Annotated in this window: 1 protein-coding gene; it reads right to left on the reverse strand. The window is 46.4% G+C overall.

Going from position 1 to position 468, the window contains the following annotated elements; genetic code table 11:
• Nucleotides 1-142: 142 nt before the first annotated feature.
• Nucleotides 143-468 (reverse strand): hypothetical protein (locus ACQ76X_RS36285; RefSeq protein WP_438498713.1); only part of this gene is annotated, 326 nt, incomplete at its 5' end.

The raw sequence follows: 468 nt of genomic DNA on the forward strand, positions 1-468 counted from the left end.
ATACCTTCTCAATTCTTCCTCAGTGATGCCAGATTCTTTAAATATCTGCTCTGAATCACTTCCGAAACGTCTGACAAGTCCTGCGGCATAAGCTACGCCTTGAATAAAACCAATCTGCCTAGCGTCCAGTTCCTTTGCCATTTCACTTCACCCTTTCACTCGAAGTATTATCTGCGATATCAATCTTGGGCAATTGGATTCTCGCCCAGTGCGTAACCCATGTTAGTGGAGTGTCATTAATATGCCACCCGTAACCGCCGTCCGGATGAGCTTGTGCAGCGTGCCGAGCACCTAACACGACTCTTCTGCCGTCTGTTACCAGGGTGTCAATGTGACTTTCAATGCTCTTATCATGCCGGTCATATAAAATCCATTCCATCACTTGGTCTGTATTTACCATTAGGCGTCGAACAATCTCTTTCTTGTACTCGTCAGCGAACTCATAGTCGCCAGCACGACAAGCAATCT

The sequence above is a fragment of the Paenibacillus sp. IHBB 3054 genome, from assembly GCF_051594305.1.
Lineage (GTDB): Bacteria > Bacillota > Bacilli > Paenibacillales > Paenibacillaceae > Paenibacillus_AQ.